Source organism: Nocardiopsis sp. CNR-923, from assembly GCF_001942255.1.
Classification (GTDB): domain Bacteria; phylum Actinomycetota; class Actinomycetes; order Streptosporangiales; family Streptosporangiaceae; genus Nocardiopsis.
Window position 1 is genome coordinate 1 of record NZ_MKKC01000079.1, and the last position, 25,139, is coordinate 25,139.

Here is a 25,139-nt window from a genome sequence, read left to right on the forward strand (position 1 = left end):
CAGCTCGGCCCGTTCCTCATCGGACAAAACAATCGGCACCCTCGGCCGCCCCGCACTCGCCATGCCCCCATCCCACCACGGCGACCAGGACCAACCCCCCTTTGCACCACAACACAATTAAGTAACGAACTTATGAATCACAACACTAGCCTCATTCGCACGGGGCGTCGTCACGTCTCACCCTGTCTCAGGGGATCAGCCGGACAGGGCGCCACCCCTACGGCCGACCGCTTCCTCGGCGAGCGGCGTCGCTACGTGGGCGTACCGCTCGGTCGTCGTGATCCGGGCGTGCCGTGCCCGAGGGTCTCCTGAACGGTGCGCAGGTGTACGCCTTGCTCGACCAGGAGCGAGGCCGCGGTGTGCCGCGCGTCGTGCCGTCGCGCCCCGCGTACGCCCCCGCAGGGCGGCCTGGACACTGTCAGGCAGACGTGCCCGATCCAGAGAACACACCTGATCTGTATGGGGCCGGTTCTCCGTCGCTCGCGGCCAGGCCGAGGACCAAATTCTCGGCGCGGCCTGGGTTGACGCCCCTGGTCGATGGTCGATGGTTGCGAACCTGACCCTTCGGGAAATCGAACAAGCACCTCCCGAGCACGCGAGCCTGGATGTTCACGCGAGCGCGAACTTCCAGGCTCCGTGCATCCCCGACTCCGGTTTTCACGCGTCGGCCAGGGAGCGGATCTCCTCAAGGGTCATGACATCGCGTGCGTTGAAGCCCTCCACGGCTCCGTCCGCGAAGACGATCACCATGCCGCGACGGTCGTCGTCGGACTCGTTGGGACCGCTGCCGTGCACGAGCAGGCGGTCCCAGACGGCGGCCTCTCCCGGCTTCAGGATGAAGTCGTGGCGCTCACCGAGCTGGTCCGCGACGTGCGTCAGACTCTCGTGCCAGGGATGGTCCGGGTCATCGGCGTGCTTGATGACCCCGTCGGCGTGGGAGCCTGGTAGGCGTAGAGGCCGCCGTTGGCGGGAGACACCTGGGTCAGGGCCATCCACATGCTGAACGCGCCCGGGTACTCCTGGTTCCACAGCGCCTGGTCCTGGTGGGGGGCGACATGGGTGCCACGCGCGCGGGCTTGAGGAAGGCCGCGTGCAGGATCGCCACCGCGGTCGGGCCGATGAGCGCCTCGGCTAGTTCGGGCGCGCCCGTCCGGTTGATGATCGGGCCGAAGAACTTGCGGTCGTTCCAGAGCAGACGACGGAGTTTCCTCAGTCTGCGCGTCTCGCCTTCCCCGTCGTACTGTGCCTGGTAGCCGGGGGAGATCCGATCACTGCCGTCCAAGGCGTCGAAGTGCCGCAGGATCAGGGAACGGTCGTCGTCAGAGAGACAGGGGCCGAGCTCCAGAAAACCGGTGGACCTGAATCTGTCGGTGTCAACGGTGAACACGGGACTCCTCACTTTGTGGGGGTGAGCTGTAGATGTGATGGGTTCCACCGGTCGGTCAGTCCGACGTCAGCCTTCTCCAGAGGGCGAGTGCCTCCCGCCTGTCGATCTTCTCCTGACCGAGCCGGGGGAGGGGGTCAACGGTGACGGCCACACGACGCGGAGCCCGCTGACGTCCCAACTTCTCCTCCAGCGCCGCCACAACCGCGCTGGGAACTAGCCGGTCCCAGGCGGAGTCGGAACGGACCAGTAGGCCAATGTCCTCACCGGTGGGAAGGTCGAGCCGCACCGCCGCGCTCTCTAGGACCCCGGGAAGCAGCCCCGCCGCTTCCTCGACCTCGTTCAGGTGCACGGTGAACCCGCCCTTGAGAACCACGTCCTTCCTCCGCCCCACGATCCAGTACCGGCCTTCTGCGTCACGCCGCGCCAGATCACCGGAGCGGAGCCAGCCGTCGTGGACGAGTTCCTCCGTGGCGGAGGGGTTGTCGTGGTAGCCGCAGCTCACGGCCGGTCCGCTCAGTTCGAGCTCGCCCTCACCCGGCCCGTCGACGACGCCACCGTCGGCACCGCGCAGGCGGGCGTCGACCGTGGCGGGCCGCCCGATGGACAGGGTGCCCCGCCCGGACGCGTCCCTGTCACCGAAGAACGCGGCGAAGGAGGCCTCGGTCAGTCCATACACGTTGAGCAGGATCGCCTGGAACCGCTCCTGGAAGGAGGCGTGGGCCGAAGGGGACAGAGGGGCGCCGCCGCTGAGGCACACCACGGTCTCGCGGCTCCCCTCTCCCTCAGCTCCCTCGTCGGTCGCGACCCTGTTGAGGAGTTCCACCAGGGCGGGTACCAGATAGGTGGCCTCGACACCGTGAGCACGAAGCTCCGTCCAGTACCGGCTCGCCGACAGAAGGGTGAGTTCGGGAAGGACCTCGACGGACATCCCCAGAACCGCAGGCCACAGGTAGTTCATACCGAGAATGCCGAGACCGGACATGCGCATCGACACCCCGAAGCGGGACGGCTGGTGCCCCAGCAGGTCCCTCAACGCCCGACCGCCGGACTCGTAGGCGTGGAGGAGCTGCCCGTGGGTCAGGACCACTCCCTTGGGATCCGATGTGGACCCGGAGGTGTAACTGATCATCGCGGTCCCGGGCGGGAGCGCGGGACCGCCTCCCCTCGCCTCGGAGTTCTCAACGCACGTGTCCCGTTCGGCGTCGAGGACGACGTCCGCGCCGCTGAGCGCCAGCACCGAGCGCTTGGTGTCCGTGCCCCACTGGCTGTCGATCGGGACAACGACCGCGCCCAGACTCCAGACGGCGAGGACCGTGGGGACGGTGTCAGGGTGGTCGATCATGACCACCGCGCACCGGCCGCCGCCCTCGACACCCGCCGGGCCCAGTTTGTCGGCGATCTCCCGACTCCGGTCCGCCAGGGCCCGCCAGGTCAGCACCGTTCCGGCGTGGGGCGCCCGGTGATAGCTGATCGCCGGGTGGTCCGGTGTCCGCTCGGCAAGCCGCTCGTAGATGTCAAACAGGGTCACTACGGGTCCTTTCCAAGGATGCCAGGACACAGTCGGCCGGCCCGGTGGCCAGGGTGAGGACGTCGGTCGTGGTCTCGGGCAGGCTCGCCAGGTTGATGAGGATGTCCGGCGTGCCCAGATGGCTCAGCATCGAGATGTTGTCCGTGAAAACGTCGTCGGCGGGAACGCCCAACGTGCTGCTGAATAGCCGTACGGTCGGCAGTCCGTAGTTGTTGCACACGAGACGCGGCCGGTCTGGCAGGCCGTGCTTCTCGGCTTCCCCGCGCAACGAGCGCAACGCACGCCCCAGCACGACCAGCGTGGGACCGAAGTCCGCCGCCTGGTCGAACTCCGCCGTCTGGAGGAACGCCCGGCGCAGCATCCAGCGAACGCGCCACCCTGTGCCCTCCGCCAGGACGACGCAGCTGGCGACGCCGTCGCCGATGGCTGAGATGGCGGGAGCGAGCACCCGGGAGTCACCGGCGTGCATCCGGCCGATGGCCACCACCAGAACGCAGCCGCCGGGTTCCCTCTCCACCAGCAGTGCGGCGTACTCCAGCGCCGTCATCACGGCGCTGCACCCACCGAAGGTCAGGGCCGTCACGGGCGCATGGCCGAGGCCCAGTCCGGAGAGCGTCCTGTGGAGCCGGCCGCGAACCCTCTCGTGCGCGTCCCGTGATCCGCTGACCGTCATCGTCTCGGTCGCCACGAGGACGTGGCACACCGACCGGCGGTCCACGCCGCGCCGGCCAGCGATCTGTTGACCGACGCCTCGACCAACGGCATCTCGTCATCGGTCACCGGGCACAGCTTCTGCCCCCGGTCCATGAGCTCACCGGCCACCTCGGACGGCATGGCTCCGGTGGGGAGCTCCGTGAGCGGCGTGGGTACGCCGATCGCACTGGCCAGCGAACCGACCACCGCACTCATGCCAGAAGATCCTGCGGATCCCAGCGCACATGGGTCCCGTGCGGGGTCGTCCTGGCCAGCAGTACCTTCGTGCCCATAGGCCAGATCTCACAGGTCAGGTCGACCACGCTGGAATCCTCCTCACTCGGCTCCAATGAGATCCAGGCCAGGGGCCGGTCCTCGTCGGTCCTCTCCCCCCGAGAACAGATGAGCTTGGTGAACCTGGCGCGTTCGTCCGGATCGAAGTAGGGAAGCACGATCGAGTGGAAGACCACCGTGGTGCGGCCGGACACGGAGTCCTCAACGTGTTCGGAGACCCATGAGCAGGCGTCCGCGGCGTCGATCGTGAGCCGTGGCGCCGACCTGGCCACCTCCAGCGCGGCTCCGAGCCGACGCGCGCGCTCCACGTGCTCCGGCCAGACGAACGAGCGCAGCAGGTTCGGCGTGGCCGGGTCGTGAACGTCGATCGGGTTGAGGTCACAACCGCGGCGCTCGACGACCTCGGGGGACGCGACCGCCTCCGGGTACCCCGAGGCGAAGTGTCCCTCCAACCGCAGTGCCGAGTCCCTGGGCCCCCAGGAGCTCCGCGGACCCGCCACGAAGTAGCGGTCCAGGAGCAGGTTCAGTCCCGCGCTGGCACCGATTTCGAGCAGGCGGAGTGGGCGGCCGGTGGCGTGTGCGACGTAGTTCATCGCGGCCGACAGGGGAGCCGCGCGACCCACCTCGTTGGTCTGCACGGCGATGCCCATCTGTTCCCGGACGGCGTCGAGGTTGCCGAGGAGGAAGTCGAAGAACTCCGGTACCACGCGTTCCGGGGCGGACTCACCGCCGAGCGTGGGGTAGTGGTCGGTGATCCAGTCCGCGGATTCACGCATGGCGATCCGGTTGACGGCACCGAACAGCCTCAGGCACAGGGCGGACTGGATGGGATTCTGACCGTCCTCCGTCAGGAGCCCCGTGACCGTGTTGTCCGTACCGAGACGGTCGATCAGCTCGTCGATGAGGGCGACGTAGGTCGGTGCGCCGTTCTTACGGCACAGATCGCGCTGCCACTCGCAGCCGGCGAGTACCTGTTCGATGGTCAGGCTCATGACGCCACCACCAGTCGGTAGGCACCGCGCAGAGTGGCCAGGGACTGGACGGTCGCCTCCTCCGGCTTGACCGTCGTTCCACTGACGTTCTCCAGGAAGAAGAAGAACTCCAGGACCATCAGCGAGTCCAGGAGGCCAGACTCGACCAGTTCGGTGTCGGCGTCGACGTGGGCCGCCTTGTCCCCCAGCCGTTCATGAAGGAATTGCTGACTCAGTTCGAGGAACCTGTCTTCAGAAATCATTGTCGATCCCCACTCTCATCGCGTCGCGTGCTCGATGGACAGCCGCGCGACCTCGTTGTTGAACTCGTGACCCAGCCCGGGAACCTCCACATGGGGGAACCGCGTTCCGTCCCGCCCTGGGGCGGTGTCCGACCGGACGTCCTCACCTCGGACGAAGCGATCGCTCCCACCCGTCACGACCAGGACATCGATCTCGCCGGACCCGGTGCGCTCCATCAGGTCACCGCCCAGGATCCTTCCGCAGGCGAACACGGCGCGCCGCGCGACCCGGAACCCGGCGAGCACCGCCGTGGCCACGGAGACCCCCTGGGAGAAGCCGACCAGTGCGGTCCTCTCCGCCGGAATCCGGTACCGCTCCTGCTCCCGCTCCACGTACCGTGCGACTTCCGGCGCCAGCTCCCGGGACCACCGCGCGATCAACGACTCCTGCGACGTGATCGGGTACCAGGCGCGTCCCTCGGGAGCGAGTTCGGGGTGGTGGGGGCCGTCCGGGGCCACCATGACCACGTCGTGCCTCCCCGCTCGGGCCGCCGAAAGCGACCGGATCATGTCGGCCCCCGTGCCGCCGTATCCGTGCAGCGCCACGACCATGCGGCGATCTTCCCCGGAGGCGGGGTCAACGTCCGGCATAGGAAGCCTCTTCCTCTGCTGTGGGCGACTCCTCAAGCCAGGAGATCCATTCCGCCGCGCACAGCAGGCCGAAGGCCATGGTGAAGGCGAGGGGGTCCCCCTGTGCGAGGCGGTCACGCAGTGTCCGCACGCCCGTGGGTAGGACACCGAGCCCGTGGTACAGCAGCTCCGTCGTCCCGGCCAGGGCGCTGTCCATCCGAGGCAGTCCGGTACCGCTGAACCAGCGATGCACAGGGGCCCGGAACGGCTGCTTCGCCATCTTCCGGTAGTGGGAGGGAAGCAGGTCCGCGAACTCCTCCCGCAGGACCGCTTTGGTCAGGTTCCCGCGGACCAGGGCCGACGACGGATACCGCCTCGCGAGGTCCGGGATTCCGGCGTGCAGGAACGGGGTCCTCCCCTCGATCCCCTCGGCCATGAGGAGGTGGTCCGTCCTCCGCAGAAGGGGTTCGAGGCTGTGCTCGTACTCGAACTCCCGCACGACGTCCACGGAGCCGGGTCGCCTGCCGTGCCGCTGCTCGGCGACCGCCTCGGACCGTCCCACGGCGGCCCGCAGGGCGTCGGCGGCGGCCTCCGCCAGGTCGGACCCGATCAGCTCCCGCACCAGCTTCAGCCGCTCCTGCGAGAGGTAGAAGTCCACCGGGTCACCGACAGTGCCAGCGTAGAGGGGCACGTAGCGGTCGTATCCGGCGAACAGTTCGTCCGCACCCTCGCCGACCAGGAGCACGGTGATCCCGCTGGCCCCGGCCAGCTTCGCCAGCGCCGCGTACATCGGCACACTCGTCATGGCGACCGGCTCACCGAACGCCCTGACCGCAGACGGCAGGCCGTCCAGCAGGTCTGAGGGGCCGAACGATGTCCAGCGGTGCCGCCAGGTGGCCACGGCCCCGTCATTCAGGCCGAGCTCACCGAGTGAGCGCACCCCGTCTCCCGTGCCTTCCGGGCAGACGCTGACCGTGGGCATGTGGCGCACGCCCCGGCGGGCTAGCACACGGGCAAGGATCGTGGAGTCGAGTCCTCCGCTCAGTGCCACACCGATCGGCCGTTCGGACAGGAGCACGCGATCGACCGCCTCCTCGAACCTCGCGCGCAGCTCGCCCGGGGCGGGCGCGGACGGCTCCGAGCACCGTGGGACCGATCGGGTCGAGGCGGTGATCTCACCGGCTTCGAGCGTCATGCTCTCGCCCGGGGCGACCGGTCTGATCCCCTCGAAGAACGACCCGCCGTCGACCACCCGGCGACCGGTGAGTAGGAACTGCGCAAACGCCTCGGTCCGCACCGACGCCGGACCGAACGCGCCCAGAAGGGGAACGACCTCGGAGGACACCGCCACCCCCACCGGCGTCTCCCGCACGTACAGGGGCTTGATACCCAGCGGGTCACGCACCAGCCTCAGCACATGCTCGGAGGGGCTGCTGGCCGCCGCGTACATACCGTCCACCAGTTCGGGCTCGCACGCGCTGCGCGCCTCGTCGAGGCCTCCGCCGGGGGTCATGGCGCCGTCACGGTAGACCTCCCCGTTGAACGCGTGAACGGCGCCGGTTTCGGCGTCGGTGAAGGGAACCGATGCCTCGGGGGCGCTCCGTACCCGGAGCCGTGCCATCCCCAAGGCGGCTCTCCCCCTGTCGATGACACCGCACCCGTCCGGCCCCCTGTGCCGCAACCATGCGAGCAGATCCGCGGTGAGGCGGGCCGCTTCGACATCACGCGCATGTGGTTTCAGGCAGACGCCCGCCACCCCGCACACGGTCAGCCACCGCCTTCGGCGACCGGCTGGTCGATCAGGCTGGAGTTGTAGTCACCGGCCAGAACGTAGTTGAGGTAGGTCCCGGCCCCGTCGACGACACGGTAGCTGTGGTTCACCCCGGCGGGGATGAAGACCGACGCGGGGCTCTGTACGGGGAAGCGGTCCTCACCGAGGCTGACCTCGACCGACAGTCCCTGGTAGTCGTCGTCGGCGCCGAGGAAGACGAAGAGGCTGTCGCAGTGGTGCACGTGGCCGTCCACGTGCCCAGCTCCGTACTCCTCCATCCTGGGGATGCGGCGGGCGATGCAGTACTGGCCGGCCGCCGGAACGAACCGGTCGTCCACCAGGACGAAGCGGTCACCGGGACCGGCACGGTGGTGCCGGAGCTCCTCGGCCGAGATCACCGGTGGCTTCACGATCCAGTCGGACGGGTCCCTCGGCAACTCGTCCGCTCCGAGGGCACGCTGTGCTCCGAGCGACTCCGCGGGGAGCCACTCGTAGGTCCTCGGGTCGCGTTCCACGGCGCGAACGTGGAGCTTGGAGACGTGGCGGAAGACGTTCCGGCCGATCACGGGGCGCCGGGCATCCGGTGCGGACCGGGAGTAGGCGCCGACCCGACGGCTCAGCTCACGCAGCCGCCGCCCGTCCGGGAGCTGACGTGATCCCCGGTGGGCGAGGTTGGCCAGCAACGCGGACAGATCCACGATGCCCGCCCTCTCCCCCAACCCGTTCACGGAGGTCGAGATCCAGTCGACGCCGGCGTCGATGGCCGCCAGAGCGTTGGCCATGGCCAACCCCCGGTCGTCGTGCAGGTGGACCTCGATGTCCACGTCCGGTTCATGACGCCTGAGCGTTCCGATGATCTCCGCGGTGGCCGCGGGTTCGAGCAGGCCCACCGTGTCGGCGACGCAGACACGTTCGGCGCCCGCCCGGATCGCGCGACCGTAGGCCTCGGCCAGCAGGTCGCCCTGCGTGCGGCTGCTGTCCTCCACCGTGAATCGCACGCTCAGCCCGAGACTGCGCGCGTGCCCGATGGAGCCCTCGATCTTCGCGTAGAGCTCCTCCAGGCTGCGCCCGGGCATCCGGCTGTCGAGTGAGAACCCGTTGATCCCCAGGAAGATGCCCACCCACGTGGCACCGGTCTTGGCTACGGCGTCTATGTCCTCCTTCATCGCCCTCGCGTGAGCCAGGACCGGAACCCTTCCGGACGCGACCTCCGCCACGGCGGCGACGCGTAGTTGTTCCTCGTGACCGATGGCGGGATGGCCGCACTCGATGGCGTCGACGCCGCATTCGATGAGTCCACGGGCCACGTCAACGCTCTGGTCGACGGAGAAAGTGCCGCCCGCCGCCTGCATCCCCTCGCGCAGGGTGGCGTCCACGACCCGGACCGTACGTCTACTCGCCATGCACTTCCTGTTCCTCTCGGTGGATCCGAACACCGGGAGGCCACACGCCTCCCCGGTAGGCGCCTCGGGATGTCTCGCCGTAGATCTCTCCGTAGGTCGGAGGCAGGTGCGGGCTGGCCTCGAAGGAGAGCCACAGGCGTAGGAGCAACCTTCCCCTCCCCTCCCCGACCGGGTCTCGGAAAGCGCTGCGGGAGTGGAGCAACTGGAAGTTGTTGATCAGTTGGAGATCCCCCGGCCTGAGGTCCATCTGCAACGCGACGCCCGGCCGGTGGAGGATCTCGTCCAGGATGTCCATCGCCCCCCGTTGCTGGGCGGTGAGGCGCGGCGCGTCGGGGTGGCGCTGGGAGTCCTCGATGAAGCGCCGCACGTAACGCGCGGCGAAGTCGCCCTCGGTGTGGCTGAACACGGGAAGCGGGCACCAGCCGGGCAGTCCGGGCTGTTCCTCGCCCCTCTGGTCGTTGGGAAACGTCCCGTACAGGACCGGCAGAAGCTCGGGGGCCTCCTCCAGAACGATGTTGTGCAGGGCCTTGCTGGACACGATCTGGCTCTGCCCACCCTCCTCCGCGGGCCGCACGCAGAGCAGTCCGATCACGTCGGTCCGGTCGGCATGGAAGGCGAGCGCGCTGGCGCTGCGGTGTCCACGCTGGATGGGGCTCGCGATGTCGGCTCCCCTGTCCTCCACTCTGGTGAGGAAAGTGCCGTCCCGGGTTTGGGACACCGGTTGCCCGATCAATGTGCCCAACAACCAGTAGGCGGTTTCCACCACCTCTGGTTCCTCATCCATCGGAAAGCCCCTGAGCAGGACGAACTCGGGTTCCCTGGCGAGAGCGTCGCGCACTCGCGCGAGGAGCGCCCTGACCTTGGGCGACACCTCCGGAGGCGGTGCGAGGGGCTCCCACCGGTCCGCCCTCGCCACCGAGGCCCGGGCCAGTGTCAGCAGTTCCCCGGAAACGGATTCCGGCACCGTGACCTGCCACCGCTGTGGCTGGTCACGGAGATGGTCACCGAGCCACGCGCCCTTCAATGGAGCGTAGGAGGTGGCTTCCGTGTCCACGGCGGGTGTCATGAGTGTGCCTCCGTTCGGGTGAGCCGCTCCACCACGTCGGAGCCGTGCCGGTGCCGCAGTGCCAGCAGCAGACGGTCCAGTCCGAATGCCAGGCAGGCGCTGTGCAGCGGAGCGCCCTGCGCGTCCGCGACCTCGAATGCCTCGCCGAAGTGCTCCTTGTGGAAGTTGGCCGAAGCGACCGCCTGGACGGTGTCATCGGCCACCTCGGCCGTGATTTCCCACTTGAGCTGTTGTGATCGCTGGACCCGTGCCATGAGACGTCCGGTTCGGCCGAAGAAGGGGTCGTTCGCCGCGACCGTCTCCGCGGACAGTCCGAGATCGGTCAACCACGCGGCGGCGCCTTCGAGCATCTCGTCCCGCCAGGCCTGCACGTCGGGCTCCGGCCCCAGACGCACGACCTCGTACATGCGGAACGAGCGCAACCGCCCCGGCTCACCGGTGCTCTCAGCCCGGAAGCACCTCGCCTCCAGGCTGAGTGTGAGGGGCTCCGTGAGGGTGCTGCCCGCCACGAGCGGGTAGAGGTGGTGGCAGGCGGCCGGCGGCAGCACCAAGTCAGTGAGAGCCTGCTCGCCTCCGTCCGGAGCGGCGTATACGCTTCCCAGGAGCTGCGGAAACGACGACTGGTATCCCGCACGCTCCACGGTCGCCCTCGCGATCACTGGCGGGGCGACGTAGTGTTCCTCGCCCGACCTCCCGAAACGGTGGGCGATGCCCGACCGCAGGAGGTCCAAGACCTGCTCGTCCGCGCTCGGGGTCAGCTCCGTTCCCCAGACGGTCGGAGCGGCTCCGGCCACGGCGGTCGATGGCTGCTGGTTCACTGATCACCTCGAAGAGTCAGCAGCAACTGCGCGTTGGTCGCGAGCAGCCGACGGTTTCCGATCATGAGCGGGGCCGACTGCACATCGCGCAGGATCCGGGCGACGGAGTGGGGGCCGTCCTCGGAGAATCCGGCCATGCCGCAGGCCTCCATGGACAGCCGGACCACCTCGCAGACGGTCTCGGAGACCCCGACCTTCAATGCGTTGAGTTCGGCTCCGAGCGCGATCGTGGGTTCGGAACCGCCTTCGATGACGGGTTCGGCGGCGGCGATCGCGGCGGCCAGTTGACCGCGGGCCCCGGCCAGCCTGGTGTGTGCGATCGGGATCGAGGGATGGGCCGCGGTCCTCCCGGCGCGACCGCGGCGAACGGACACGTTCAAGGCCCGCTGGAGGGCCTCGGCGGCGAGCCCGATCCAGACACCGGACCACAGGAGGTGGGAGAACGGGACCATGGTGCGGGCCGCGATGTCTCCGAAGGGCACCGGCAGCAGCTGGTCGGAGCCGAAGGTCATGTCCAGGTCGAACGGTGGGCTACAGGTGCCCCTCATCCCGAGGGTGTTCCACTCGCCGGTCCGGACGAGCTTCACCTGGTCGCGGGAGACGAGCACGGCGACCTGGTCCCCCTGGTCCGAGTCCGTCCCGCGGAGTGCCGTGACCAGGTAACCCTGGGCGTGCTCCCCGTAGGAGACAGTCGTCCCCTGTTTGTGGAGGGTGAGCTCTCCGGTGGCACCTTGGCCCACACCCGCCGCGCTGCGGCGCAGGTCGCCGCCCACACCCGCCTCACTGGTCACGGAGGCGATGAGCCACTGCTCCTCGACGGCCCGCCGAAGGAGCGGAGCGCCCGGATGGTGCCGTACCAGGCAGGCCAACTGGATCTGGTGCATCGCCCACACCATCGCCGTGGAGCCGCACCCCCGGGCCAGAAGCTCGGCGGCACGGGTGAGGTCCCTCAGGGACATGCCCCGGCCTCCGAGGCGGACGGGCACGACCGCCCCGAGGAGACCGTCCTCTCGGAGGGCGTCGACGGCCTCCTCCGGGAAACGGGCCGCCCGATCCACCTCCACGGCCTTCCCGGCGGCCACGCGCCTGGCGCGGCCGACAGCTTCCTCCCAGGGCACACTTTGGGCGGACGTATCCGGCCCCTGTGTCGTGTTCATGAGGCGTGGGATCCCTCCCGATCCAACTGGGTGCGCAGGACCTCGGTCATGGCGCGGATACTCCGAAACGTCTCCCTTGTCAGGGCCTCGTCGGGCAACTCGACCCCGAAGTAGTCCTCCAGCCGAAGCAGAAGTTGCACGCTCGTCAAGGAGTCCATGCCGGCCTCCCACAGGTCAGCGCCCTCGGCTATTCCGTCAGCGATGCCGGACAGCTTCGCGAATTCCTTCATCACCACTCGGATCTGTTCTTGCACACAGGACACCCACCCCTCATGTCAATAAAAGGAGAAAAGCGCATGCCAAAGGCGGACCGGATCAGGAAACCTCGAACTGGCGAGTCCCACGAGACACCGAGGGAGCCATGGGAGGCGCTGGCAGAACCGAATAACACCTTCGACAAGCAGGCGAAAACCGACCCAACCACACCCCCTTAGAGAAGTCAACCCATAAGTAACTTCAAGGATGAACACGAAAGGAACTCAGCGGGGACAACGATCGACAGGACCACCGTCCGCGATGACCGACACCCGCCAACCGATATTCATAACAGCAGTTCAGGACAGGCAGTACTCCTATTGCGAGGAGACCAGGCAAGCCAGTCGACGTCGACGTGGAGACGGTGGCCGGATCCGGACAGCGAGACTTCTTGACCTCTCTAGAGAAAATATCCTAGACTCACCGGCCAGCACCATAAAACTCGCCATAAACGGGAAAATACAAGCATTACACAGAACCTGTGTTTGCCGACCCGCGATATCCAACCGCCCGGATATCAGGATTAATTCTGAGGAACCAACCAGTGACGAATCCGTTCGAAGACAACAACGAGGAGTACCTGGCCCTGGTCAACCACGAGGATCAGCACAGCCTCTGGCCAGCGTTCATCGACGTCCCGGATGGATGGTCCGTCGGCTACGGCCCGGCGAAGAGAGAGGACTGCCTGTCATTCGTTGAGGAGCAATGGCAGGACCTGCGGCCGCGTAGCCTGATCCGCCTGATGGAGAGCGAACAGTAACGTCCTCCACCAGCCCGCGGGGCAAAACCAGATCGATCCAGTATCAGCGCCGGCCGGACCGAGGAACGCGGATCCTCGGGTCTGGCCATACTTCGGTGAGGGTTCTGCATGCCACGAACACACGCACCCGTGTCTCCCGGCCAGGAACGGCTGCTATGGCTTCATGAGCTCGATCCCGACAGCGATGCGTACCACATCTTCCTCCCCGTGCTCTTCCAGAAGGGGGTGGACCGACCGGCGCTGGACCGCTCCCTGGCACGGCTCGTGGACCGCCATCCCGTCCTCACCGTCCGATTCGTGCGTGAACCCTCCGGTGCGGTCACCCAGACGACGACCCCGGATTTTCGCGTACCGGTCGAAGAGCTTCCCGCACCCACCTCCGACGACTGGGAAAGGGCCGCGCGGTCGATCATGGCGGCCCCCTTCGCGCTCTTCACCAGCCCTTCACCGCGCGTTGCGCTCATCCGCTGCGGGGACGGATCCGACGTGGCGGTGCTGGCGCTGCATCACACGGTCGGTGACGGTCGCTCGATGCGCACGCTCCACCACGACCTCACGGCGTTCTACCGCCACGAGACCGGCGGTGCGCGGCCGGACCTCCCCCAGCTATCCGCGGACTACCTGTCCTTCGCCGCGCTCACGCGACCGGTCCGGGCGGTGGTCCGGACCGCGAGACCCGGGAGGCCTACTGGCGGGAGGAGATGCGCGGGGTCGAGCCCCTTGCGCTCCCGGCGGACGAGGCCGGGCCCGAAAGGGACGCGGACTCCGTCGAGATCTGCCGGTTCGAGCTCACGCCCGAAAGCACCCGGGCCCTGGAGCTCCTGGCACTCCGGCGCCGTTCGTCCATGACCGGTGCGGTCGGGCCGCCTTCCAGGCCTGGCTGGCACGGCACAGTGGACAACAGGACATCACCACGGCCGTGGCCATCGACTCCCGCCCAGGGCCGGAGTACGACGACGTGGTCGGATTCTTCGTCGAGACCCTCCCGCTCCGAGGCGTCATCGACCGCGACACCTCCTTCAGCGACCTCATCAGGGCACTCGCCCCCAAGCTCCTGAACGGACTGCGCCACCAGCTCCCCTACGGAGAGGTCATCACGCGGACTGGCCACGGCTCCGACCCCGTCAATGCCTTCTTCCTGCACCACGGTTCCTTCTCCGTGGAGGATGCGGACGAGGACGGGATCAGGCGCCTGTACCCGGTGCAGGACTCGGCACGGTTCGACATCGAGCTGAGCACGCGTGTCCTCGACGGCCAGCTCATCGGCGCCCTGTGCCTGCGCTCGCACCTCCTGGAGGACGGCCAGGGCGAGAGCACCGGAGAACGTTTCGGCCGTTTCCTGACGGCGGCCGTCTCCGCACCCGACACCCCGCTGGGCCGCCTTCCCCTGCTCACCGAACACGAAGCTCGACAGGCGGTCACCACCGGCGAAGGGCTCGAACGCCACACCACGCCCGCGCTCATCCCGGACATGCTCACCCGACAGGTCGAGGACCACCCCCACGACACCGCGCTCGTCGTCGACGGAACCCGTCTCACCTTCGCCGAACTCGGCGACCAGGTCTTCCGAATCGCCCATTCCCTCATCCACCGCGGCATCGGACCCGAGCATCCCGTCGCGGTCCTGATGCCCCGCTCACAGACCCAGATCACCTCCCTCCTGGCCGTGCTGTGCGCGGGCGCGGTCTTGGTCCCCATCGACCCCGCCCACCCCCTCACCCGCAACGCCGAACTCCTCCGCTCCTGCGCGTCCGACTCCTCCTCAACACACACACCACCCAGCACCTCGCCGCCCAGCTCACCGCGGACACGGGCCTCGACCACCTCACTGTGGACGGTCAGGACACCCTCGCCGAGCTCGCCAACCAGCCCAACCACGCCCCTGACGACCACCAGCGCCCCACCCCCCTCCGGCGCCGCAACGCCGCCTACGTCATCCACACTTCCGGATCCACCGGGAAGCCCAAGGGCGTCGTCATCGAACACCGCCAGATCGCCCATCTGGCCGCCCACCTCTCCCAGCACGTGTTCTCCTCCACCGCCGAGCAGGTGGGGCGACCTCGGGTACGAGCGACTATGACGGCCGCCCTCTCCTTCGACGTGTCGTGGCAGGGACTGCTCGCCCTGGTGACCGGCCACGAACTGCACGTCGTCTCGGAGGTGACGCGGCGCGACCCCGAGGCGTACACGGACTACCTGCTCGACCAGCGCATCGACCTCGTCGACGCCACGCCGACGCACGCCGCCCAACTCATCGGCGCGGGCCTGCTCGACACCCCCGGACTCGCCCCCGCCAGGCTCGTCTTGGCCGGCGAGGCGGTCGGACCGTCCCTGTGGGAACGGCTGCGCGCCGACGACCGCACCGAGGCGTGGAACTTCTACGGCCCGACGGAGTGCACGGTGTACGCCACGTCCTGTCCGATGGGCGAGGCGCCCCGGCCGCGCATTGGCGGAGCGCTGAGTGACGTCCGGGTGTACGTACTCGACCAGAACATGGCCCCCCTGCCGGCAGGGGTCCAGGGCGAGATCTACCTGGCCGGGAAGCAGCTGGCCAGGGGCTACCTGGGGCAGCCGGGGCGCACCGCCGAGCGGTTCGTGGCCGACCCGTACGGTCCTCCCGGATCCAGGATGTACCGCACCGGCGATCTCGGCCGCTGGGACGCACACGGCCGACTCGTCTTCGATGGCCGCGCGGACGGCCAGATCAAGCTCCGCGGCTACCGCATCGAGCTAGGGGAGATCGAGTCCGCGCTGGTCGCGCACCCCGACGTGGCCCGGGCCGCAGTGATAGCCCCGCGACCGTCCGAGGCTCGGGACACCAACGAGGCGGTGCTGACGGCCTACGTGGTCGGCGATGACCGGGTCGACATCTCCGCCCTGCGCCAGCACCTCGCGGAACGGCTGCCCAGCTACATGGTTCCCGCGGCGTTCGTCGTCCTGCCCGAGCTCCCCCTGACGACCAGCGGAAAGCTGGATCACCGCGCTCTCCCCGCTCCTACGCTCGCCGGGAACGAGCGCGCCCCCGACTCCGCCCCCCTCTCCCCCCGTGAGGAGGTGGTCTGCCGTGTGTTCGCCCAGGCACTGGGCGCGGAGCGGGTCGGCCGCAACGACGACTTCTTCGACCTCGGCGGACACTCCCTCCTGGTCACCCGGCTGACCGCCCGGATCCGTTCCTCCCTGGGCGCCGATCTGAGGATCCGCGACGTCCTGGACCATCCCACCCCGGCGGCCCTGGCAGCGCTGCTGGAGTCGGAGGGGCACACGCGGCCTCCGCTGAGAGCGATCGGCCAGGAGGAGGGTCCGCTTTCCCCGGCGCAGCAGAGACTGTGGTTCCTTGCCCAGGCGGAGGGCCCCAACTCCACCTACAACATCCCGATCGCCCTCAGGATGTCAGGAGACCTGAACGTCAACGCACTGCGGCGGGCGCTCCACGACGTCATGGTCCGACACGACGCGCTGCGCACCGAGTTCTTCGAACGCGAGGGCGTCCCCCATCGAAGGACCGTCCCCGAGGACCGCTGCGATCCCGCACCGGTCCAGGTGGAGGTAACGGAGAAGGAACTGTCGGCCGCGCTTGATGCGGCCGTGCACCACCGGTTCGACCTCACCACGGAGCCCCCCTTCCGTTCCTGGCTGTTCCACCTCGGCCCCGACGAACACGTGCTCCTGGTTCTCGTGCACCACATATCCGGTGACGGCTGGTCACTGGCACCGCTCAGACGTGATCTGATCGCCGCCTACGAAGCACAACTCGTCGGAGAGGCGCCGTCCCTGACCTCTCTCCCCGTCACCTACGCCGACTACGCGGTCTGGCACCACGGGGTACTGGGGAACGAGGAGGATCCCGACAGCCTGGCGAACCGGCAGCTGCGGTACTGGCGCACCGCCCTCACCGCCCTGCGACCGAGCTTGACCTGCCCACGGATCGTCCCAGACCAGCCGAGCCCTCCTTCCGGGCCCACGTGCGGGACCTCGCGGTGGACGCCGAGACACACCGTCTGCTCAACGAGCTGGCCCGCGCGGAGAACGTCAGCCCCGTCATGCTCCTGCGTGCCGCCGTGGCGGCCTTCCTCAGCAGGATCGGAGCCGGGACCGACATCCCGCTCGGCGGTGTGGTGACCACCCGGGTGGACGAGGCCCTCAGCGACATGGTCGGCTTCTTCGTCAACACCCAGGTACTGCGCATCGATACGTCCGGGGACCCGGACTTCCGCACGTTGCTCGGCCGGGTACGGGAGACCAGCCTGGCCGCGTACGACCACCACGACCTCCCCTTCGAGCGCATCGTCGAGTCGCTCAACCCCCCTCGGGCGCTGTCCAGGCATCCCCTCTTCCAGACGATGGTCCTGTTCCAGGAGGACCACGGGGGCTCCTTCGACATGGGCGACCTGTCCTGCTGGCAGGAACCGACCACCCTGGCGGCCGCGAAGTTCGACCTGACCCTGACCTTCACCGAGCAGCGGGGAAAGGACGGTCCACCCTGTGGGTTGAGGCTGCGTCTGGAGGCCAGTACCGACCTGTACGACCCGTCCACCGTGGACCGACTGGCCGCCTGGCTGGCAGGCTTCCTGACAGCGGCCGTGTCCGAAGCCGACGCTCCGGTCGGAGCGCTCAACCTTCTCACCGCCGACGAGCGGGAGAGGGCGCTCGAAACGGGACGCGGTGCCTCGCGTCGCGTACCCGACCTGACGGTTCCCGAGCTGTTCGGTGAGCAGGCCAGGAGAACTCCCGAGGCGATCGCCGTCTCCTGTGGCGACGATGAGGTGAGTTACGCGCAGCTGGAGCACTGGACGGACCGGCTGGCCGACGTCCTGCGCGTCCGGGGTGTGGCGACCGAGGAGCGGGTGGCCCTTCTCCTGGACCGGTCACCCTTCATGGTCGCCGCGCCGCTCGCGGTCCTCAAGGCCGGTGGAGTGTATGTTCCCCTGCACACCGCCGACCCTGACGCACGGCTCCGACACATCCTGTCTGAGTCCGGCACACGCCTGTTGATCACCGATCCCGCCAACGCTGACCGGGCCGCCCGTCTGGGAACCCCCGTGTACGTCGTCGAAGATCCCGACGCGGACGAGGGCGGGGACGGGGACGACGGGAAGGTGCCGTTTCCCCACCGCGTGCTGCCCGACAGTCTCGCGTACGTGATCCACACGTCCGGGTCGACTGGCGTGCCCAAGGGCGTCGCCGTCACCCACAGGAACATCGCCGAACTGATCGCGGACCAGCGGTGGGCCAACGGAGCGCATGAGCGGGTCCTGCTGCACTCCCCCCTGGCCTTCGACGCCTCGACCTACGAGCTCTGGGTTCCGCTGTTGTCGGGCGGCCGGGTCGTCGTCGGTCCAGCGGGGGACCTGGACCTGGAGGCACTGACCTCACTGCTGGACCGGACGGGCATCACGGCGGCGTGGCTGACCTCCGGACTCTTCCAACTGGTGGCGGACCTGGCTCCTCAGGCGTTCGGACGGCTCCGGGAGGTCTGGGCTGGCGGCGACGTCGTTCCCCCCTCCGCCGTGCGGAACGTGCTGGATCACTGCCCGGACACCACCGTGGTCAACGGCTACGGGCCGACGGAGACCACGACCTTCGCCACCTCCTATCGGGTGGACCGAGCCGCGGTGCCGGCGGCCTCCCTGCCCATCGGCTCGCCACTGGACAACATGCGCGTCCACGTGCTCGACGGACTGCTCCGTCCAGTCCCTCCGGGAGTTCCGGGCGAGCTCTACATCGCGGGCGCCGGCCTGGCCCGCGGCTACCTCGGCCGCCCGGCCCTCACCGCGGAACGGTTCGTGGCGTGTCCCTTCGGATCACCCGGTGAGCGCATGTACCGCACCGGCGACCTGGTCAGACAGGGGGAGGACGGGCAGATCACCTTCCTGGGCAGAAGCGACCACCAAGTCAAGGTGCGCGGCTTCCGGTTGGAGCTGTCCGAGGTCGAGGACGTGCTCACCCGGCACCCCCTCGTGGGCCGGGCGGTGGCCGTGATCCGGAAGGCGCGGGCGGCCGACGGCATGCTGGTCGGATATGTGACGGCCGACAGCGGACCCGCTCCGCGGGACACCGACGTGCTGGAGTTCACCCGAGGACTGCTGCCCGCCTACATGGTTCCCTCCGTGGTCGTCGTCCTCGACGAGATCCCGTTGACGGCCAACGGGAAGATCGACCGACAGGCGCTTCCCGATCCCGTCGCGGACCCCGCCGCCGCGGAGACGCGTCCACCACGCGATGCCGTGGAGGAGGCGATGTGCGATCTGTTCGCGGAGATCCTCGGCACGCAGAGCGTCCGCGTGGAGCAGGACTTCTTCGCCAGCGGTGGCAGCTCCCTCCTGGTCATGCGGCTGATCAGCCGGATCCGCGGCACGCTGGGGCTCGAACTGAGGATCCAGGACGTGTTCGAATCGCCCACACCCGCGGCACTGGCGGCACGGCTGTCCGAGGCCGAGGAGACTCGGAGCACCCGTCCGCGGCTGCGCGCCGCGACACGGGACGAAAGGCCCGTCCTCGCCCCCGCCCAGCGGGGACTGTGGTTTCTCCAGCAACTCGACGGCTTCCGTGCGGCCTACAACGTGCCCTTCGCGGTGCGGTTGTCAGGCTCCGTGGACGACACGGCCGTGGAACTGGCCGTCCGCGACGTCGTGACGCGCCACGACGCCCTGAGAACCCTGTATCCGGGACACCAGGAAGAACCCGCTCCCGTGGTCCTCGACCCCGGTTCCCTGCCCGAACCGCTCCTGGCCGTGGTAGCCGCCAAGTCCGAGGACGTCCCCGCGCTACTACACGAGGAGAGCAACCGCGAGTTCGACCTGGCACGGGACGTTCCGCTGCGGGCCGTGCTCTTCCGCAGCGGTGAGGATGACCACGTCCTCTCCCTGGTCTTCCACCACATCGCGTTCGACGGATGGTCCCTTGAACCTTTCTGGGAGGACCTGGCGTCGGCATACGGCCGCCGCACAGCCGGGCGCGCGGCGGACAGGGCCCCGCTGCCCTTCAGCTACGCGGACTACGCGGCCTGGCACTACAGACTCCTCGGCCCTGAGGACCGGCCCACCGACCTGGCCCGGCGACAACTGGACTTCTGGGCCAGGACCCTGGAGGGCCTTCCCGAGGAGTTGGCCCTGCCCTACGACCACGCCAGGCCCCAGGGACCGCGGCTCACCGCTGAGGCGATCACGATCCGCTGGGACGAGGAGACCCTCACACGCCTGAACACCCTGGCACGCCGGGAAAGCACCTCACTGCTCATGGTGGTCCAGGCCGCCGTGGCCGGTTTCCTCGGTCGGATCAGCGGCGGAACCGACATACCGCTGGGGACGCCGGTGGCCGGACGGACCGACGAGTCGCTCAACGACATGGTGGGCTACTTCGTCAACACGGTCGTGCTCCGTACCGACCTCTCAGAGACACCGAGCTTCCGGGAACTGGTGCGCAGGGTTCGGGACAGGGGTCTCGCGGCCTTCGCACACCAGGACGTGCCCTTCGACCGGATCGTCGAACTCCTCGCCCCTACCCGTGAGCTGAGTCGGAACCCGTTGTTCCAGACGATGGTGACGTGCTCGGGGGTGCCGCGAGACCGTTCCGCCCTCGGCGACGCCATGGTGACGCCGAAGGCCACCCGCCTGGGCGCGGCCAAGTTCGACCTGTCCTTCGACTTCGTCGAGCAGCGGGACGGGAAGGGCCTGGAATGCCACATGGTCTACTGCGCCGAGCTGTTCCAACCGGAGACCGCCGAGGGCATCGCGAGCGAGTTCCGTCGACTGCTCTTCGACCTGTGCACGGACCCGGAGCGTCCTCTGGACGAGATCGGGCCGCAGGACACCGTCGGATACGGGGAACCGTCCTCCCGGGAGGTACCGCACCTGCTACCGCAGGCCCTGCGTGATCTCGTCGACAACGCCCCGGACGACATCGCCCTCGTCCACAAAGACACCCGTCTGACGTACGCGGAGCTGGGTGAGAGGGTCGACCGACTCGCCGACCTCCTGGTCGAGCGCGGGATCGGCCCCGAACTCAGGGTCGGCGTGCTACTACCCCGGTCCGACCTCCAGCTCGTCGCTCTGCTCGCGGTCCTGGCCGCGGGAGGGGTGTTCGTGCCCCTGGACCCCTTCCACCCGGCTTCACGTAACGAGGACATCCTCAAAGCCGCGGAGGCGGTCGCGCTCATCGACCTGACCGACCACGCGCTGCCGGACCCGAGCCTTCCGGACATCGCGCGCATCACCCTCGACGCACCGGGCACGCGCGCCGACCTCGCGCGAACACCGAACCGCGTGCCGGGTCCGGTGGGGCAGGAGTCCGCTCCGCGACCCGACCACGCCGCCTACGTGATCCATACGTCAGGTTCGACCGGGCGCCCCAAGGGGGTGGTGGTGGAGCACCGCCACCTCGCGAACCTGCTCGCCGAGATGGAGGAGCTGGTCTTCGCCCCTGGAGCGCGGAGCCTGGGGCGCCGAAGGCTACGCGTGTCCCTGACAGCCGCGATGACCTTCGACGCCTCCTGGCAAGGGGTGGCGGCCCTGGTCTCGGGGCACGAACTCCACGTCGTCGCGGAGGAGGTTCGAATGGACCCCGATGCTTACGCGGAGTACCTGGTCGAAAACGATGTGGACCTCGTGGACTCCACTCCGACGTACGCGGCTCAGCTCTTCGCCTCCGGGCTGCTTCTGAACCCCCGGGGTCCCCGCGTCGTCCTGCTGGGCGGCGAGCCGGTGGATCAGCGCCTGTGGGACGCGTTGAGGGCCGCCGACGGGGTGAGGGCGTACAACGTCTACGGCCCCACCGAGACCACCGTCAACGCCACCACCTGCGCGTTGGACACCCGGCCGGTTCCGCGGCTGGGCACCGCTCTCGGCGGGACCTTCGTGTACGTCCTCGACGGGTCCCTGCGACCGGTGCCGCCCTTCGCGCGGGGGGAGATCTACCTGTCGGGCGCCCAGGTGGCCCGCGGCTACCTGGGACAGCCAGGGCTCACCTCGGAGCGCTTCGTCGCCGACCCCTATGGCCCTCCCGGTTCCAGGATGTACCGCACCGGCGACCTGGGCCACTGGGACTCCTCCGGGCATCTGGTGTTCGGCGGCAGGTCGGACGACCAGGTGAAGCTGCGCGGTGTCCGGATCGAACCCGGTGAGATCGCCTCGGTCCTGGCGAAGCACCCGGACGTTGAACACGCCTCCGTCCTGCTCCATGACAGCGCCACGGGCATCCCCCACCTGGTCGCCTACACTCTGGTCCCGAAGGAGCGCTTCGACGCGGGGTTACTGCGCCGTCACACCTCGCAACGGCTGCCCTCGTACCTGGTTCCCACCGAGTACGTGCGTATCGACGAAGTTCCACTCAGCCCGAGCGGCAAACTCGACCGCGACGCCCTTCCCACTCCCCGGTGTGTCCGGTCCCCCACCGGTTCCCCCACAACGCCGCGGACTCCGCGAGAGCAGACGCTGTGCCAGCTCTTCGCGGAGGTGTTGGGCACCGAACGGGTCAGCCCCGACGACGACTTCTTCGCCCTGGGAGGACACTCCCTCCTGGCGGTCCGCCTCACGAACCGGATCCGCGGTGTGACGGGGCTGGACTTCACCGTCCAGGACCTCATGCGGGGACGTACCGTCGCCGGACTGCTCGGACTCCCCCACGGCGAACCCGGGGAGGATCCGTTCGCGGCGGTGGTGCCGTTCCGGCGCGGGGAGGGGAACCCCTTGTTCTGCGTCCACCCCGTGACCGGGCTCGGCTGGAGTTACGCGGGGCTCACACGCCACCTGCCCGCGAGCACTCCCGTCTACGGGCTTCAGGCGTCGGGCCTGGACGCGGCTTGCACTCCATCGACCAGCGTCGAGGAGATGGCGGACGACTATCTGGGACACCTGCGCCGGATCCAGCCCCAGGGTCCCTACCAGCTTCTGGGGTGGTCCTTCGGCGGAAACGTCGCACACGCCATGGCCACCCGGCTCCAAGCGCTGGGCGAGAAGGTCTCCCTGCTCGCCCTCGTGGACTCCTATCCCCTGGGCAGGGTGTTCTCCCTCGCCGGTGGGGCGGGCGACGCCTCCGAACTGACCAGGATGCACCTGTCCGCGGACATGGCACGGGAGATGGGAACGGACCGCCTCTCCCGGATCGAGGCCGTCACGAACAACAACCTTCGGATCGGTGAACACTTCCTTCCCAAGGTGTTCCGGGGGGACACGCTGTTCTTCGCCTCCCGGGAGGACGACCGGCCCACGTGGCTCACACCCGGTCTGTGGAAGCCCCATGTGGAAGGAGCAATCGACGTCCGAGCGCTGCCGTACGCGCACTTCGACCTCATGGGAGCCGACGCCCAGTCACTGATCGCTCGGACGCTCACGCCACGGCTGTGTCAGGGGACGACAAGGCCCGGAGAGAACACATGAACGCCCCCTCCCCGACAAGAAAGAGGCCCCCAGTGAAGGCGATCGAGATCCAGGGGCTCAACCGCTCCTACGAGGTCAAGGGAAAACCGGACCACATCGCGCTCAAGGACGTCAATCTCACCATCCCTCAGGGAGAGGTGCACAGCCTGCTCGGCCCCAACGGAGCAGGCAAGACCACCCTCTGCCGGATCCTGTCCACCGTGCTGCTGCCGACCTCGGGCTCGGTCAGGGTCATGGGCCATGATGTCGCCAAGGAGCACCATCGAGTGAAGAAGTGTCTCGGCGTCGTCTTCGGGGGAGACCGGGGACTCTACAATCAGCTCACCGCCAGGCAGAACCTGAACTTCTGGGCCTCGATGTACGAGTTGGGCCGAGCGCAGCGCCGCCGGCGGGTGACCGAACTGCTCGACAGGGTCGGCCTGGCCCAGCGCGCCGACGAGGCGGTCCAGGGTTTCTCTCGGGGTATGAAGCAGCGCCTACATCTAGCCCGGGGCCTGGTCTCCTCACCCGCCGTGCTGATCCTGGACGAACCGACCGTCGGGATGGACCCGGTCGCAGCAAGGGACTTCCGTGACCTGGTACGTGAGCTCCGCGCGGACGGCCACACCGTGCTGATGACCACGCACGACATGCCCGAGGCCGCCGAGCTCAGCGATCGGGTCTCCTTCATCGACAACGGTGAACTGGCGCTGACCGAGAGCCCGGACGTGATCGGGAACATCGTCTCCTCCCAGGAGCGCATCGATGTGCGCGGTATGACCGACACGCTGAGGCGGCGGGCAGCACACATTCCCGGTGTCTCCAGCGTCACCGAGACGGAACCTGGACTCACCAGGATCGAAGCCGAGTTCGGCGAGGCCGTACGCGATGTCCTGATGCTGGTGATCGAGGCGGGAATCACGGACATCACCCGGAGCCGACCGTCCCTGGAAGAGGTCTACCTGCACCTCATTGGCCGGAGAGGGATGACTGTCGCCCAATGACGGAACATCTGACGAAACGAAGGCTCACCCTTCTGACCGGCTTCTGGACCGGGTTCGAGTTCCAGATCGTGACCATGCGCGGGCAAGCCGAGACCTACTTCGCCCTCATCACCGCACCGTTCTTCGCCCTGCTCTACATGTCGATCATGGAGTACTCGGGGCGATCCGATCTGAACACCCACGCCGTCATCGCGCCCATGCTGATGACCCTGTGGACGGCCGCCCTGTCGTTCTCCGGGGAAATGATCAGCGCGAACCGGGAGAACGGACGGCTGGAGCTGTTGCTCGCCTCACCCACGTCGTTCCCCATGCTGGTCTTCGGCCGTCTGTGCGCCTGCATGCTGCTGGGGCTCCCCTCCTTTGCGATGTCCTATGTGTCGGCCGGGCTCGCCTTCGGCTACTGGATGCCGATCCACCATCCGGGCGTGTTCGCCGGAGCGCTGCTCCTGACCGCCCTGGCCACGGCCGCCGCCGCCACGGCCCTGTCATCGGCCTTCGTGCTCACGCTGGGGGCCCGGATCGTGCAGAACACCCTTTCCTTCCCCGTGTACCTGCTCGGCGGCGTCATCGTGCCGGTCTCCCTGTTCCCCGGCTGGTTGGAGGGGATCAGCAGGCTGGTCTTCCTGTCGTGGAGCGCCGACCTCCTCCGAGCCTCGGCCTCACCGGAGCCGGTGGAGAACGCGGGCCTCCATTTCGCGATGCTGCTCCTGCTCGGAGCCGCTTCGCTCGCTTTCGGGCTGCTGTCCATCGTCTGGTTTCTCCACCGAGCACGGCAGCTCGGCGCGCTGTCCAAGGAATGAAGGGGCCG

Annotated in this window: 18 protein-coding genes and 4 pseudogenes; 7 read left to right on the forward strand and 15 right to left on the reverse strand. The window is 68.5% G+C overall.

Features of this window, described 5'->3' with window-relative positions:
* Positions 1-657: 657 nt before the first annotated feature.
* The 15 genes and pseudogenes from BJF83_RS11985 to BJF83_RS12050 all read right to left on the reverse strand — a co-directional run.
* Positions 658-936: pseudogene (locus tag BJF83_RS11985) on the reverse strand (phytanoyl-CoA dioxygenase family protein); the annotation flags it as partial.
* Positions 876-1,031, reverse strand: coding sequence for a hypothetical protein (locus tag BJF83_RS31045; protein WP_394329327.1), 156 nt, complete (start codon positions 1,029-1,031; stop codon positions 876-878). The gene BJF83_RS31045 and the pseudogene BJF83_RS11985, both read right to left, overlap by 61 nt.
* Positions 983-1,387 carry a hypothetical protein gene (locus BJF83_RS27895; protein ID WP_083678503.1) on the reverse strand — a complete coding sequence of 135 codons (405 nt, stop codon included), beginning with the start codon at positions 1,385-1,387 and terminating at the stop codon, positions 983-985. The genes BJF83_RS31045 and BJF83_RS27895 overlap by 49 nt, the downstream gene beginning before the upstream one ends.
* A 55-nt stretch (positions 1,388-1,442) precedes the next feature.
* Positions 1,443-2,915, reverse strand: coding sequence for a class I adenylate-forming enzyme family protein (locus BJF83_RS11995; RefSeq protein WP_075926342.1), 1,473 nt, complete (start codon positions 2,913-2,915; stop codon positions 1,443-1,445).
* Complete coding sequence (locus BJF83_RS12000; RefSeq protein ID WP_075926343.1) at positions 2,902-3,603, reverse strand: hypothetical protein; 702 nt, start codon at positions 3,601-3,603, stop codon at positions 2,902-2,904. Before BJF83_RS12000 ends, BJF83_RS11995 begins: the two co-directional genes overlap by 14 nt.
* Positions 3,585-3,824: a hypothetical protein gene (locus BJF83_RS12005; protein ID WP_075926344.1), complete on the reverse strand. Its 240-nt coding sequence runs from the start codon at positions 3,822-3,824 to the stop codon at positions 3,585-3,587. Before BJF83_RS12005 ends, BJF83_RS12000 begins: the two co-directional genes overlap by 19 nt.
* Complete coding sequence (locus BJF83_RS12010) at positions 3,821-4,894, reverse strand: DUF2332 domain-containing protein (RefSeq protein ID WP_075926345.1); 1,074 nt, start codon at positions 4,892-4,894, stop codon at positions 3,821-3,823. The genes BJF83_RS12005 and BJF83_RS12010 overlap by 4 nt, the downstream gene beginning before the upstream one ends.
* Entirely contained in the window at positions 4,891-5,136 is a 246-nt protein-coding gene (locus tag BJF83_RS12015; protein WP_075926346.1) for an acyl carrier protein, read from the reverse strand. Before BJF83_RS12015 ends, BJF83_RS12010 begins: the two co-directional genes overlap by 4 nt.
* A gap of 15 nt (positions 5,137-5,151) precedes the next feature.
* Positions 5,152-5,766, reverse strand: a complete 615-nt coding sequence (locus BJF83_RS12020; protein WP_083678505.1) for an alpha/beta hydrolase — start codon at positions 5,764-5,766, stop codon at positions 5,152-5,154.
* Positions 5,753-7,366 (reverse strand): asparagine synthetase B, encoded by a 1,614-nt coding sequence (locus BJF83_RS12025; RefSeq protein WP_075926348.1) that lies wholly within the window; start codon positions 7,364-7,366, stop codon positions 5,753-5,755. The genes BJF83_RS12020 and BJF83_RS12025 overlap by 14 nt, the downstream gene beginning before the upstream one ends.
* Before the next feature lie 146 nt (positions 7,367-7,512).
* Complete coding sequence (locus tag BJF83_RS12030) at positions 7,513-8,919, reverse strand: hypothetical protein (RefSeq protein WP_075926349.1); 1,407 nt, start codon at positions 8,917-8,919, stop codon at positions 7,513-7,515.
* Positions 8,909-9,883: a TauD/TfdA family dioxygenase gene (locus BJF83_RS12035; RefSeq protein ID WP_158070358.1), complete on the reverse strand. Its 975-nt coding sequence runs from the start codon at positions 9,881-9,883 to the stop codon at positions 8,909-8,911. Before BJF83_RS12035 ends, BJF83_RS12030 begins: the two co-directional genes overlap by 11 nt.
* Before the next feature lie 98 nt (positions 9,884-9,981).
* Positions 9,982-10,803 carry a hypothetical protein gene (locus BJF83_RS12040; protein WP_075926351.1) on the reverse strand — a complete coding sequence of 274 codons (822 nt, stop codon included), beginning with the start codon at positions 10,801-10,803 and terminating at the stop codon, positions 9,982-9,984.
* Positions 10,800-11,960: an acyl-CoA dehydrogenase family protein gene (locus BJF83_RS12045; protein WP_075926352.1), complete on the reverse strand. Its 1,161-nt coding sequence runs from the start codon at positions 11,958-11,960 to the stop codon at positions 10,800-10,802. The genes BJF83_RS12040 and BJF83_RS12045 overlap by 4 nt, the downstream gene beginning before the upstream one ends.
* On the reverse strand, positions 11,957-12,223 hold the full coding sequence (locus tag BJF83_RS12050; RefSeq protein WP_316042263.1) for an acyl carrier protein: 267 nt from the start codon (positions 12,221-12,223) through the stop codon (positions 11,957-11,959). Before BJF83_RS12050 ends, BJF83_RS12045 begins: the two co-directional genes overlap by 4 nt.
* A gap of 536 nt (positions 12,224-12,759) precedes the next feature.
* On the opposite strand from BJF83_RS12050, the gene BJF83_RS12055 reads away from it, so the two are divergent.
* From BJF83_RS12055 to BJF83_RS12085, 7 genes and pseudogenes are all read left to right on the forward strand, one after another.
* Positions 12,760-12,975, forward strand: coding sequence for an MbtH family protein (locus BJF83_RS12055; protein WP_075926354.1), 216 nt, complete (start codon positions 12,760-12,762; stop codon positions 12,973-12,975).
* A gap of 108 nt (positions 12,976-13,083) precedes the next feature.
* Entirely contained in the window at positions 13,084-13,824 is a 741-nt protein-coding gene (locus tag BJF83_RS31050; RefSeq protein ID WP_083678507.1) for a condensation domain-containing protein, read from the forward strand.
* Positions 13,751-14,719, forward strand: a pseudogene (locus tag BJF83_RS31055) (AMP-binding protein); the annotation flags it as partial. The gene BJF83_RS31050 and the pseudogene BJF83_RS31055, both read left to right, overlap by 74 nt.
* Before the next feature lie 86 nt (positions 14,720-14,805).
* Positions 14,806-15,933: pseudogene (locus BJF83_RS31060) on the forward strand (amino acid adenylation domain-containing protein); the annotation flags it as partial.
* Positions 15,934-16,034: 101 nt separating this feature from the next.
* A pseudogene (locus BJF83_RS31065) lies at positions 16,035-23,348 on the forward strand (amino acid adenylation domain-containing protein); the annotation flags it as partial.
* Between the two features lie 32 nt (positions 23,349-23,380).
* On the forward strand, positions 23,381-24,331 hold the full coding sequence (locus BJF83_RS12080) for an ABC transporter ATP-binding protein (protein ID WP_075926359.1): 951 nt from the start codon (positions 23,381-23,383) through the stop codon (positions 24,329-24,331).
* Entirely contained in the window at positions 24,328-25,131 is an 804-nt protein-coding gene (locus BJF83_RS12085; RefSeq protein ID WP_262391482.1) for an ABC transporter permease, read from the forward strand. The genes BJF83_RS12080 and BJF83_RS12085 overlap by 4 nt, the downstream gene beginning before the upstream one ends.
* Positions 25,132-25,139 lie beyond the last annotated feature (8 nt).

Excerpts from the sequence above, each read along its gene's own strand:
- BJF83_RS12005 (WP_075926344.1), bottom strand. The coding sequence starts at position 3,824 with ATGAGTGCGGTGGTCGGTTCGCTGGCCAGTGCGATCGGCGTACCCACG.
- BJF83_RS12010 (WP_075926345.1), bottom strand. The coding sequence starts at position 4,894 with ATGAGCCTGACCATCGAACAGGTACTCGCCGGCTGCGAGTGGCAGCGC.
- BJF83_RS12015 (WP_075926346.1), bottom strand. The coding sequence starts at position 5,136 with ATGATTTCTGAAGACAGGTTCCTCGAACTGAGTCAGCAATTCCTTCAT.
- BJF83_RS12020 (WP_083678505.1), bottom strand. The coding sequence starts at position 5,766 with ATGCCGGACGTTGACCCCGCCTCCGGGGAAGATCGCCGCATGGTCGTG.
- BJF83_RS12025 (WP_075926348.1), bottom strand. The coding sequence starts at position 7,366 with ATGGCACGGCTCCGGGTACGGAGCGCCCCCGAGGCATCGGTTCCCTTC.
- BJF83_RS12030 (WP_075926349.1), bottom strand. The coding sequence starts at position 8,919 with ATGGCGAGTAGACGTACGGTCCGGGTCGTGGACGCCACCCTGCGCGAG.
- BJF83_RS12045 (WP_075926352.1), bottom strand. The coding sequence starts at position 11,960 with ATGAACACGACACAGGGGCCGGATACGTCCGCCCAAAGTGTGCCCTGG.
- BJF83_RS31050 (WP_083678507.1), top strand. The coding sequence starts at position 13,084 with ATGCCACGAACACACGCACCCGTGTCTCCCGGCCAGGAACGGCTGCTA.
- BJF83_RS12085 (WP_262391482.1), top strand. The coding sequence starts at position 24,328 with ATGACGGAACATCTGACGAAACGAAGGCTCACCCTTCTGACCGGCTTC.